An 11322-nucleotide genomic window follows, 5' to 3' on the forward strand; every position below is an offset into this window, starting at 1 on the left:
GACGATACCCTCCTCCTTCTCCTGAAACTCCTCTGAGTCCCCTTGAGTATCTATGAAAATTCTTTCGGTATCTGACAAGGTTGAAAAGCAACTGCTTACCAGAGGGAACACCCTCCTTCCTGCTCATCCTGATATCATCCTGGCCTGTGGAGATCTTCCACCCGAATACCTAACCGAGTTGAGAGAATTCTACAGTGTTCCCCTCTATTATATTGAAGGGAATCATGACATTCGCTACGATGATTCCCCACCACTCGGCTGTACAAATATCCATGCACAAATTATTACTGAACAGGGAATACGGATAATGGGCCTCAGTGGTTCCCGCTGGTACAATGGCGGCAAAAACCAGTACACTGAACCGGAAATGAAAAAAACAATTCGCAGCCTCTGGTTTCAACTATTACAAGTGAACAGGATGGACATCATCATCACACATGCACCACCACGATTCATCAACGATAAGGAAGACCCCTGCCATAAAGGTTTCAGGAGTTTCAGCTCTCTGATCAAAAAACATAAGCCGGTCTGGTTTGTCCACGGCCACATACATTCATTTTTCAAAACTCCTGCCGACCGCCTCACCCAGGTCTGCGAAACAAAGGTACTCAACTGCTATGGATTTTTTTTCTTTGAAACAGAACTGGTGGAAGAACAGGCAAAAAGCTAGTCGTACCCCTGAAGACAGTATTTTTCCTACCCGGGAAACAGACTTCGATCAGGTTCGGAAGAATGAAAAAGCGTACGAAACTGTTAAACGGGGTACAGCCACTGTCCCGCTCGACAAAATTAAGGGATCGGTGGGCCGGTATAGCGATTTTGACAAGCAATTCCGTCTTAAAGGGGCCGGCTCCGAAGAACGATTAACATCCCTAATCCAGGCCATGCAGGAAGGACGACCCATCCCGCCCGTTTCACTCTATCAGATCAAGGACAATTTCTACATAGTTGATGGACATCACCGGGTTACAGCCGCACGAAAGCTGGGCCAAAGCCACATCCAATCTAAAATACTGGAACTGCTCCCTTCCAATGAGAGCGTTGAAAACAGATTATATCTGGAGAAAATCGAATTTAGAGACAGGGTGGGTATTCCAAAAGTTATTGATTTTACTGAACCGGGTCAGAGTGAATATCTGCTCGAGCAGGTAACCATGCATCAAAGTTTCCTTGCTGAGGAAAACCGCGAGGCAGTGAGCCTTGAAGAGGCCGGAGCAGACTGGTACCGCTCAATCTATCTGCCACTTCGGACTCTCATTAAGAACAGCGGCCTGCTTCGCTCCTTTCCGGACAGAACAATGGATGATCTTTACCTCTATATCTCCACCCATCAATGGCAAAAACGATCGGAAAGAGAATATGGTATAGGGGTGGACGAACTCATTCCACGTGACATGGAAGCTTTTCGCAGAAAAATGGCGAGAAGCAGACCGGGCGAATATCCGGAGATGAAAAGGGACATCACAATTTTCATCCTTGTTAACGTTGACGGGACCCAGGAACAACAACTCCTCGACAAACTCTTTGCTCTTCCGGAGGTTGTTGAACTGCACTCGGTTCACGGCTCAATTGATCTGGTCATCAAGGCCACCCTGAGTCGGGATATCCTTGCCTCCGATGCCGAGGTTATCTCTCAGTTCACCCATTCTTCCCTGCGTCGCATGAAAGGAGTGGTCTCCACCCAAACGCTTATACCCGGACTTTCATTGATCAAACCACAGTATTGAAAAACAGGTTCGCAACGCAAGGCAAGGGGAGGAGAGAAGAAAACTGCTATGCTGAAAAAATCCTTTTCAGACATCCCCGTACATAACGAATATGGAGAAAACGTACAGGACTGAGTTCTTCAGGAACCCTGAAGCCTGAACCAGCAAACATATCTGGAGTACATTGCGGGAATTCAAGGTCTTCTATACGGGAACCTGCAATAGCCTCTGCCTCTGCAGCAACTGCAAGAGGGACACATTCCTTATTGACCCCAAGCACTTCAATCATGGCCCGGTCAAGTGCCACCGCACTCTTCGATGCTCCAAGGCAGCCGAGACTGAGCGAATCTCCATGCACCGGACCTCGCCGTGTCATCACCTCAATGCCATCAGCAACAACAAGAGCAGGTGGAAGAATTTTCTGAAGATCAAGAATCATCTTGGCAAACATTTCATGAGACTCGCCATGACGCATATGAAGCCATGCCTTTCGTGCACCGAGTACAATACCAAAAACATTTTTAACAGCCATGGTGACCCTCATTTGATCATGTGCCTTAACGCGAGGGAGATTGACAAAGTAATCACAACCAAGCGCCTCGCCTGCCACGCAAACCCTGATTCCACAATCAAGCATTTTGACCACCCGAGTACGAAAGTCAATGTGCTCCACCGTTCCTCCGAAAAATACAGAGGCAAATCCCTGCCGCTTCAAAACCTGGGCCGCTGACCCGAAAGCTGGTGAATCGCCAAGCAGAACCTTTGCCCCCCTGGAAGAAAAACAGGCAGCAACAGCTGCTGTGAAGAGTGGACTGGAACAGGCAAGTGCTGGAACTCCGGCACTGATCAGATTGGGTTTTAAAAGAACCTTTTTTGCAGAAAGGGTGGACGGAACTCCAAGAATATCGAGTTGCTCCTGTATGGCTGCCTGCAGAAACGGGGCCTCATAGGAAGAACAGCTGGTTAAGCAAACAGGTATCTTTATAAATGGATGCATTATTTAATCGTCAAATAAGAAAAAGCCGGATTCATTATAACAAATCCGGCTTTTTCCAGGAGAAAGGAGAGAGAAGAGATAAAGCAAAAACAACTATGCATATCTCATGCCAGAAACACAAACTACACAATACCTTCTAATACCAGACAGATAGCAAAACTCACCTCCTGCAAACGGCAGAAATGGAGTTAAATTTTTTTTACTTTTAAAATTCTTAACTGCATTTCCATCTATTATCAAATAGTTACCGTGGGTACTTATTTAAACTGATAATTACTAGCAACCGTTAATCAACTGGATAGCCTGACAAAATCCTGCTATTTTACAAAAATGAAGCTGCCACTGCAAAAAAATGTCCAAATAATTGAACCATCATACTGTAAAAAAAATCACAAAATCGGTTCTTTTGCTTTTCCTTCCCCACCTTGTTAGAGTATTAACTTAATGTAACAGAATTTCCTATTCTTCCGGTATTATACTATGACATCTATCTACGTATTCCTCACTATTATTTTCCTTGGAGTGTTTGTTATCGGATTCCTGTCCTTTCGCCTCCGAAAAGAAATCAAAAAGAACACCTCCCCCTCTCCCACCAGCAGTAACACCAACGAAATTTTTCTTATCCAGGACACCTGTTTTCAATCACCTCACGAGGCAATAGCACTCTTTGACGGCAATGGTTTGCTCGTTCTTTCAAACAGCACCTTCCAAAAAACCTTCCCCAGGCCTGAAAAAACCGATCATAAAATTGAAATATATGACTATTTCCCAGAACACATGCGCTCCATGCTGCAGAAAGGGCTAACCGAATGTCAATTAAACAAAAAGGACGTTGAGCAGGAGTTTTTCCTGGAAGACAGGCGGTACACATTCACCTTTTGCCCTGCGAACCAGAAAAATGAGACACATGCGAAAATTTTTCTTTTCTGCAAAGAACTCCCTTCCCAGCGACTCATGCCTCGCTACACATCACCAGATGATATGATTTGGAGGACAATCCTCAAACTCACCAATCCAAGTGCACTGCATTCAGACTGGCATACCTGTTTCAATAGGGTTCTCCCCGATATGTGCAAAGCGCTGGAGGCAGACGAGCTTTTTCTCCTCGACAACAGTCTGACAGCGGGAACACCATTATCACGACATGGCAGAAACCAGACCAATGCCTCTAAACATGACTGGATCCTCTCCGTTCCTGTTTGGATGAACATGCTCAAAAAAGGGCAAACCATCCAGAACTTCGCTGAACATTTTGACCCCGAGGAACAGACAATCCTGCAACAGGAGGGAATAAAGACCCTTCTGCTCATTCCTCTCATTGTAGAAAACGAACTGCTGGGCCTCATCGGACTTACCAGAACACAAAAGGCCAGCCTGTTCCACCAGCAGCAGATAAACAGCCTGTTATTCATCTCCGATATCCTGACCATGGCCATCAGCAATCAGCAGGACCGCCTGGAGCGGGATCGCCTGGTTACTGTGGTGGAACAGTCCTCGGACTGTATAATTATTATCAACAAAAGTGGTTCAGTTCTTTACGCGAATCCAGCATGTAAGACGGTTACTGGGTTTTCTCCACAAGATATAACAGGTCACTCCATTAAACGTCTCCATACTCCTGCCATCCGCAGGAAATTGTGGGGTGAAATCAAAAATGCGCTTGCAACGGGAAAATCATGGAGCGGACAGTTTGACAACTACCGAAAAGACAAGACCCTCTACCAGGAAGAAATGCTTCTTTCACCTGTTCTTGATCATGAGGGCAGGGTTGCAAATCAGGTGATAGTCAAACGTGACATAACCGAAGACAAACGCCTGGAATCCATCGCAGAAGCAGCAAACCTGATGGACAATATCGGCTTTATTTTTTCCAGTATCCGCCACGAACTGGGTAACCCGATCAACGCAATAAAGGTTTCTCTTTCTGTCCTGGAATCTAATCTGGAAATGTACGACACAGAAGCCATCAGCCGTTTTATCCACCGTGGTCTGTCCGATATCGGCAGAGTCGAATATTTACTCAAAACCCTTCGGAACTTTTCGATTTTTGAACGACCTGACCTTAAAGAGACTGACATGCGGGCTCTGCTTGACAAGCTCATTCATCTTACAGAAAAAGACCTCGCAAAACAGTATGTTATGCTGGCAATACGACATCCCGAGAAGCCACTGACAGGGATGGTAGACCCACGAGCATTTCTCCAGGTCCTGCTCAATCTGACCACCAACGCCGTTGCCGCACTCGCTGAATGTGACAACAAAACAATCACCATATCCCTGATACAAAAGCACAAAAATCAGATTACTTTCATATTTGAAGATAATGGCTGCGGCATGGATGAAGAGACAGTAAGAAATTTATTCCGTCCATTTTTCACAACGAAAGCGGAGGGGACCGGTCTGGGACTGGTTATCGTCAAAAAAATGCTCTCAAAAATGAACTGTTCAATTACCGCAAGTTCTCAAAAGGGTAAAGGAACCAGAATGGAAATTATCATTCCAACGGCATGATTGTGTGCTTTTGCTGGACTTAGCACATGTTTTTATGGTAGTTCTGAGTGATACAGGATCAAAGTCAATCAAAACTTCAAGTAAATACAATTACGCTGTGCACCTGAATAACAACCATTTTTAAATCAGCTGACATATGTTGGAGAACCATATGAAAAAAGTTTTAATTGTTGATGACGACGAAAGTTTTCTTCACGGTCTCATTGACGGATTTAAGGCCTATGAGGACAAGTTTTCCATCACCACTGCCGGCGATGGTATCGAAGCATTAACAGCCCTTCGGGAACAGGAGATCAGTCTGGTACTGACCGACCTCAAAATGCCCCGGATGGATGGTTTTGAGCTGGTTGCTCACCTGAGCAGTAATTACTCTGACATTCCAGTTATTGTTATGACCGCATTTGGCACCCCGGACATGGAAGATAATCTTCGTGATATGGGAACATTTCAATATATTGAAAAGCCCATAGACTTCGGAATGCTGGTTGAAAAGATTCTTAAAGGTCTTGCCGGTCCCTCAAAGGGATACATCACCGGCGTATCTCTCTCTTCCTTTCTCCAGCTTCTTGAACTCGACAAAAAATCATGTACCCTCACCATCCATGCAGGAAGCAAAAAAGGGGTCATGTATTTCAGAGACGGAGATCTTCTCGATGCCACTGCCATGAACCTCAATGGCAGCGAAGCTGCCTACGCCATAGTCAGCTGGAAAAATGTAGAAATTGAGATTGATAATAACTGTCCGGTTACAGACAATAAAATCACAGAATCACTAGGTTTTATCCTCCTTGAGGGGTGCAGGCGAAAAGACGAGAGTAACGCGGCAAAAACACAACGCCCTGGTCGGGGTGCTGACTTAGGCAACCTCGACTCTCTCAACATGGAAGATCTTGACCTGAATCTCTCCGTAGCTCCTTCTTCTCAATCACCAAAAACCAGCCCACCGTCGCAGCCATCAGCACCAGCAAATCCAGTTCTGGCGCAATTTATCAGCATGTTGAGTTCATTTCCGGAAATCATCAGCTGCACAATCAGCTCCAAAGACGGGAACGTTCTCCATCAGGCAGGAAAACAGGGAAACAACACGGCCAACTTTACTACCTACGTTGCCGTCGCAGCTGAACAGATAGAAATAGCCATCGGTGCATCCGGCAGACAGTATGCTATATTCACTCTACAGGACGACTCAAAACTGCTGGTACTCTGCGGTCAGGACGTCATTGTTGGTCTCAAGGTTGGCAGTTCTGCCTTCCCGGAAACCATCGCAACGGGATTACGTCCCGTACTGAGCAGAATCAGACTTTCAGCATAGTAAACGAGAATAAGATTTTTTTAAACATTCCATAAACTTTATGACTCAGATCATATCAGGATAGCTCACAATGGATTCATTGCTTCAGGAAATCACTGTACTCCCAGGCGTTCTCGGTTGTTTCGTCCTTAACAGTAAACAGAAAATTGCCGGCAGCAAAATGCCACCCATTTTCAAAGAAAACAGTATCCAGACCATCGGCAATCTCATTGCCCGAACCATCCAGATCGGTAACATGGCCCAACTCGAGTTCAAAGGAATTGAGATAAAATATAACGAATCTCTCCTTCTGGTTACCCCTTTAGCCCAAAATGCACTGCTGATTATTATTTGTGAACCGGGCGCAAACAAATCGCTTATCACCATGACCACGGGAATGTTGGCTCAGGATATTTCCGAGGCCCTGGCAAACCCCATGGCACACCAGGCAGCCATACAGCAACAAAAGTCAGCCACGACTCCACAACCCCCAAAAGTGGCGGTCGATGAAGCAGAAATTGATGCCGATCTTGCGCCCATACTTGAACAAGTGAAAGATGCTTTAGCCATGGCTATCGGCCCCATTGCAGCGCCGGTCATGAAAGACACTATTGAAATATGGGCAAAACAAGACGCCCCCTCCATCACAACCCTGCCGGCTCTTGCAGAACTCTTATGTAAAGAGATCAATGACGACGACCTGGAACGTGAATTTATGACCGAAATTAAAAATATCACAAAATAAGAAACGGCGGCACCAGAACAAAAAAAGGGAAAGCAGCAATCCTGCCACTCTCCCTTTTTCTTATCACATCCAGGTACCAAGCAAAGAATCCCTTAAATACCTGGTAATTAGTAACACAAGCTATTTTCCTGCACAGCGCTCCAGAAGTTTAGCGGTGCTTATCCGCAACCTATCAATGGCTTTTGCCAGATCACCAATTTCATCCTTGCTACTCACACCAATATCTTCATCAAGTTCCTTTCCGAGACTGATCTGAGTCGTCTTGCGCTGAAGTTTAGCAAGAGGTGTAACGACACCACTGCTCAAAAAGTACCAGATCACACCCATCAGCACAATGATTCCTGCTGCACCCATGACAAAAAGGCTGGTGGCTGATTTTTTTGCAGCAGTCATAGCCCTTTGCAGAGGAACATAAACGATGCTGGTGGAGACTATCTCCCCCTTGCGCCAGTCATAACCAGTTTCTGTTCCATAAATTTCGACCTGATCCTTGGGAGCCTCCTCCGGAGTACCGTGGCAACGCAAGCATCCTTCAGTAACGGCAATTGGCCTGGCAAAATAATAGAAACGCTGACCGTTCTTGGTCATAATTCCCTCACTATTTTTAGTCGCCTTATTCTCACCAAACATCTTAATAAGCTTCAACTCATCACCATCGGCTTTATTTGGCAGATACAGAGGATCAATTGTGGCCTGCTTAAATTTGTAACCTGGAAAGCGCTTCTCAAAAATCTCCCAAACACCTCGGGTCATAACAAAACCCGACATAATCTCAGGATAAAAACGATCCTCCTCAACAAGCTCAGCAACCAGTGGCCGCTGGGAATGTTTAAAATAGAGCCTTGAAGAGTCAATCATGTTGAAGACAATAGCGCCCTGCGTTTTAGCATCCTCCATGGCATTCTTAACACTAAATTTATAGCTCGAATAAGCAAGTGCCAGGCTTGCCACCAGACTGAGAACTCCAATAACTACGATAAAACGGACTCTGATACTCATGCTCCCTCCTCTTTTTTTCCTGAATCAGGAAAAGGTAATCTCACGGGTTCTAATCACATCCTTATTGGCGGTGAGTTCAGCAAGAATCTTTGCATCAAGCGCTGATTCAAGATCAATTATATTATAACCGACCCTGCCGTTAGACTCATTTTTAAAGCTTACGATATTTACTCCATGATTTCCAAGAGTATTCGTTATAAAACCGATCAGTCCAGGCACATCATTATTAATGATAATGAGACGGGTATGAACAGTTGATGACGGAATCGACTCAATATTAGGGAAGTTAACACTATGGGTAATATTCCCATAATGCAGATAAGCCGACAGTTCCCTTACAGCCATTCGGGAACAGTTTCCTTCGGACTCTGCTGTTGATGCACCAAGGTGGGGAGTGGTCAACGTTTTGGGGTGCCTGATTACAGCCGGTGTCGGAAAGTCAGAAATAAAGGCCTCAAGCTGTCCTGAATCCAGAGCGGCAAGAACAGCATCTTCATCAACAATAGGGCCCCTTGCATAATTCACCAAAATCGCACCAGGTTTCATTTTTGAGATAAAATCTGCATTCACCATACCCTTAGTTTTTTCGTTAACCGGCAAGTGGAGGCTCACAATGTCTGCCTGAGCAAGAGTATCGCGCATGGCACGGGTAACCGTTACCTCGGGGAGGAGATTGTGAATATTGTCAAGACTTGGAAAAGGGTCAAATCCATATACCTTCATAAAACGTTGAATTCCGCCATTGGCCAGTCTTACTCCAATCTGGCCAAGCCCGATAACCCCAAGTGTTTTCCCGGCAATCTCAACACCACGAAAAGCAGCCTTGCGGCTTTCGACCTCACCGCTAACCTGGTCAGGTGGGATCTCAGCCAGTGACTTGCAAAAGGCAATCCCCTGATAAATATTACGCAGCCAGATTCCGATCATGGGAAAAACCAGATCAACAACGGCATTGGCATTCGCACCCGGAGTATTAAAAATACAGATTCCTTTTTCAGTTGCTTTATCCACGGTAATATTATTGACTCCGGCACCGGCCCTTGCCAGTGCAAGCAGCTCCGGATAATCATCAACATCCACCTGGGAACTTCGTACAACAATTCCATGGGGATTGCTATCATCGGGGTCAACGGCATATTCATCGCCGAGAAGTTCCAGGCCTTCTGGAGCTATGGCATTAATAGTTTTAATTCGAAACGAGGTCATATTCTTCTCCGTATATTTGGCAAAGGGTCAACTGCAATCTCTGTAATGTGGTTAAATTTATCTCAATTCTTTTACTTCATTCCGCTTTCTAACACAAATCCTTTTTATTTAAGGATGTTCAGTATGCAAAGGGAACAACTTTCTGTAATCGGAAAAGGCTTTCTTCCCGCTCCGCGAGAAAAGCAAAACAGGAGGGCCCAGTGGTAGCCACTCCGAGTTCACTGAAAAATTCTGCAGAGAATCTGTAAAAAACTGTCTGTTTGAAAAATCTGTTTCTCTCCTTAGGAAAATACAATCCGGGGACTTCCATTGGCAGCTGCTGATACAGATGATCCTTCAAAAGACGCTCAGCTCCGGCATCCTTTTCAAGACAGACTGGTAGCTTACGCTGGCCACAGCGCAGCCAGTCATAAATGAGCAACTCTCGTGTCAGTTTTCTGTCATTTCTTTGGCTCAAAGCTTTAACCAAGAGAGAACATAAAAGATCCTGGGTTGCAGCAAGCTCAAACAATCTTTCTGCTTGGGCAATTTCGAGGAGAAGCATAAAAAAGAAGCAACATCCATCTTTTGTTTACGAAAATAGTACCATAAGGACGGGAAGAATCTATTATTACAGAATTTCTCCACACACTCGGAAAACCAGTAAAGCTCCTGGAGGGTCTCAGCATCCATCCATTGATTCGCCAGGACACTGTAGGGTGGTTTGGCACAGGATCGATAGAAAAAGTCGGCTGCTTGACCGCTAATGGCAGTATCCGGCAAAAGTTTCAGCAAGCCCATTTGAATATAATGTGGCCCCATCGCAAAGATATCAGCAAATGATTTGAGATAGCTGCTCCTGCTCTCATGGGGAAGACCAAGAATCAAATCCGCGTGCAGATGAACAGTACCCATTACAGCAAGGCGTGACACTGTGTCGTGAGCAACTTTGGGGTCGATCCTGCGATTTATAGCCGCAAGAGTTGGTTCATGGGTGGACTGAATACCGATTTCAAACTGAAAACGCCCTGGTGGAACCGTTGCCAGATAGGCAAACATCTCTTCACTGATTCGATCCGGGGCGATTTCGAAATGAAAAAGTGTCTCCGAGTCATACTCGAGCACAAGCTTCCATATTGCCAGTGCCCTGTCTGGCCGATCGTTAAATGTTCTATCCACAAAGCGCAGTACTTTAGTGTCATACGACATGATCTGGTCGAGTTCCCGCCGTATCTGGAGAAGATCTTTGTGAACCGTTCCATTTTCAGCAGAGGACAGGCAGTAAGAACAGGAAAAAGGACAGCCACGGGAACTCTCGTAATAAACATTACGATTTTTCAGGTGAATGGCAAAATCTTCATCCCGGTAGGGCGAAACAAATTTTTCATGCTTCTCTTTAAGGTGGAAGAAAGAACGCCCATACTGCCGCTGCAAAGCTGTTGCCTGCAAATCACGGTAAAATTCCTCCTGTACTGCCTCAATTGCTCCGCGCACAACGGTGCAACTGCCACTTTTGACATTCGCCCCCACCACAGCTGCCTGAGGGCCTCCTACAACCAGCTGACACGAAGGCAATAACGCATGTAAATCGGTAATCAGCTCTTCAACACAATCAGAATTCCATACTGCTGCTGAAAAGAAAATGGCATCAGGGGTGTCTTTGCTGAGGCGCAGGAGTACTTCATAACGTGGATCGCGAATAGTAAGCTGGAAAATTTCAGTGGAAATATTCGGACAGTGCGTTTCAAGTTCATTGCGAACATGAAACAGGGCCAGGCTCGAATGGGTAAAGCGACCGTTAATGGCTACAAGTTTTATATACATTATTCAGAGAAAGATTCTTCTTTGGAAAAGAAAAGAATGATATGGTACATATGACTTCATTGCG

General features: G+C 45.4%; 10 protein-coding genes. 5 read left to right on the plus strand and 5 right to left on the minus strand.

Annotated features, from left to right (window positions below):
* Positions 1 to 52: 52 nt before the first annotated feature.
* Together UWK_RS00260 and UWK_RS00265 are read left to right on the plus strand one after the other, a co-directional pair.
* Complete coding sequence (locus UWK_RS00260; protein ID WP_015402339.1) at positions 53 to 670, plus strand: metallophosphoesterase family protein; 618 nt, start codon at positions 53 to 55, stop codon at positions 668 to 670.
* The gene (locus tag UWK_RS00265; RefSeq protein WP_167320692.1) at positions 633 to 1727 is read left to right on the plus strand and encodes an Lrp/AsnC ligand binding domain-containing protein; all 1095 of its coding nucleotides are present in this window, start codon (positions 633 to 635) and stop codon (positions 1725 to 1727) included. The genes UWK_RS00260 and UWK_RS00265 overlap by 38 nt, the downstream gene beginning before the upstream one ends.
* Positions 1728 to 1773: 46 nt before the next feature.
* On the opposite strand, the gene UWK_RS00270 is transcribed toward UWK_RS00265, so the two are convergent.
* A complete protein-coding gene (locus tag UWK_RS00270; protein WP_015402341.1) occupies positions 1774 to 2703 on the minus strand; it encodes a DUF362 domain-containing protein in 930 nt (309 codons plus the stop codon).
* Between the two features lie 480 nt (positions 2704 to 3183).
* Here UWK_RS00270 and UWK_RS00275 point away from each other — a divergent pair, with 480 nt between their 5' ends.
* The 3 genes from UWK_RS00275 to UWK_RS00285 all read left to right on the plus strand — a co-directional run bounded on the left by UWK_RS00275 (position 3184) and on the right by UWK_RS00285 (position 7250).
* Positions 3184 to 5214, plus strand: coding sequence for an ATP-binding protein (locus tag UWK_RS00275; RefSeq protein WP_015402342.1), 2031 nt, complete (start codon positions 3184 to 3186; stop codon positions 5212 to 5214).
* 151 nt (positions 5215 to 5365) lie between these two features.
* Positions 5366 to 6526 (plus strand): response regulator, encoded by a 1161-nt coding sequence (locus tag UWK_RS17975; RefSeq protein WP_015402343.1) that lies wholly within the window; start codon positions 5366 to 5368, stop codon positions 6524 to 6526.
* A gap of 70 nt (positions 6527 to 6596) precedes the next feature.
* On the plus strand, positions 6597 to 7250 hold the full coding sequence (locus tag UWK_RS00285; RefSeq protein ID WP_015402344.1) for a roadblock/LC7 domain-containing protein: 654 nt from the start codon (positions 6597 to 6599) through the stop codon (positions 7248 to 7250).
* 120 nt (positions 7251 to 7370) lie between these two features.
* Here the strand turns inward: UWK_RS00285 and UWK_RS00290 are convergent, their stop codons facing one another.
* The 4 genes from UWK_RS00290 to UWK_RS00305 all read right to left on the minus strand — a co-directional run bounded on the left by UWK_RS00290 (position 7371) and on the right by UWK_RS00305 (position 11258).
* Positions 7371 to 8249 (minus strand): c-type heme family protein, encoded by an 879-nt coding sequence (locus UWK_RS00290; RefSeq protein WP_015402345.1) that lies wholly within the window; start codon positions 8247 to 8249, stop codon positions 7371 to 7373.
* A gap of 24 nt (positions 8250 to 8273) precedes the next feature.
* The gene (locus UWK_RS00295; protein ID WP_015402346.1) at positions 8274 to 9455 is read right to left on the minus strand and encodes a 3-phosphoglycerate dehydrogenase family protein; all 1182 of its coding nucleotides are present in this window, start codon (positions 9453 to 9455) and stop codon (positions 8274 to 8276) included.
* Between the two features lie 118 nt (positions 9456 to 9573).
* A complete protein-coding gene (locus tag UWK_RS00300; RefSeq protein WP_041916246.1) occupies positions 9574 to 9912 on the minus strand; it encodes a hypothetical protein in 339 nt (112 codons plus the stop codon).
* Positions 9909 to 11258, minus strand: coding sequence for a B12-binding domain-containing radical SAM protein (locus tag UWK_RS00305; RefSeq protein WP_015402347.1), 1350 nt, complete (start codon positions 11256 to 11258; stop codon positions 9909 to 9911). The genes UWK_RS00300 and UWK_RS00305 overlap by 4 nt, the downstream gene beginning before the upstream one ends.
* Positions 11259 to 11322 lie beyond the last annotated feature (64 nt).

This window comes from Desulfocapsa sulfexigens DSM 10523 (assembly GCF_000341395.1).
Classification (GTDB): domain Bacteria; phylum Desulfobacterota; class Desulfobulbia; order Desulfobulbales; family Desulfocapsaceae; genus Desulfocapsa; species Desulfocapsa sulfexigens.

Coding starts and splice junctions, on each gene's coding strand:
- UWK_RS00305 (WP_015402347.1), bottom strand. CDS start 11,258: ATGTATATAAAACTTGTAGCCATTAACGGTCGCTTTACCCATTCGAGC.
- UWK_RS00290 (WP_015402345.1), bottom strand. CDS start 8,249: ATGAGTATCAGAGTCCGTTTTATCGTAGTTATTGGAGTTCTCAGTCTG.
- UWK_RS00285 (WP_015402344.1), top strand. CDS start 6,597: ATGGATTCATTGCTTCAGGAAATCACTGTACTCCCAGGCGTTCTCGGT.
- UWK_RS00260 (WP_015402339.1), top strand. CDS start 53: ATGAAAATTCTTTCGGTATCTGACAAGGTTGAAAAGCAACTGCTTACC.
- UWK_RS00275 (WP_015402342.1), top strand. CDS start 3,184: ATGACATCTATCTACGTATTCCTCACTATTATTTTCCTTGGAGTGTTT.
- UWK_RS17975 (WP_015402343.1), top strand. CDS start 5,366: ATGAAAAAAGTTTTAATTGTTGATGACGACGAAAGTTTTCTTCACGGT.
- UWK_RS00270 (WP_015402341.1), bottom strand. CDS start 2,703: ATGCATCCATTTATAAAGATACCTGTTTGCTTAACCAGCTGTTCTTCC.
- UWK_RS00295 (WP_015402346.1), bottom strand. CDS start 9,455: ATGACCTCGTTTCGAATTAAAACTATTAATGCCATAGCTCCAGAAGGC.